The organism is Pseudomonas agronomica, from assembly GCF_025917275.1.
GTDB lineage: Bacteria > Pseudomonadota > Gammaproteobacteria > Pseudomonadales > Pseudomonadaceae > Aquipseudomonas > Aquipseudomonas agronomica.
Genome location: NZ_JAOSHO010001099.1, coordinates 1 through 325, shown reverse-complemented (window position 1 = coordinate 325; position 325 = coordinate 1). Strand labels below are relative to the sequence as shown.

Sequence of the window (325 nt, the reverse complement as noted above, 5' to 3'; positions counted from 1 at the left end):
TTTCCAGAGCCTGCACGAGCAAGACATTCTGATCGTCCGCCAGACCGCCCTCGACACGCTGCTGGCGAACCTCACCCAACATTTGCACTGGCGCGCGCGGATCAATCCCGACCCGCGCCTGCCGTTGGTTGCGCAGCAGGCCCGCGACTATCTGCATAGCCACCTGAGCGAAGACATCGGCCTCGACGACCTGGCGCGGGCCACCGGTGTCGATCGTTTTCGCCTGAGCCGCGCGTTCAAGGCCGCTTTCGGCCTGGCGCCCCATGCCTACTTGATCCAGTTGCGCCTGGCCCGGGCGCGGCGGTTGCTGGCCCGTGGCGAAAGC

General features: G+C 66.8%; 1 protein-coding gene. It reads left to right on the top strand.

From position 1 onward, the window contains the following. Window positions 1-325, top strand: a 325-nt coding sequence (locus OC610_RS29100) for a helix-turn-helix domain-containing protein (RefSeq protein WP_264433304.1), incomplete at both ends; no start/stop codon positions are given.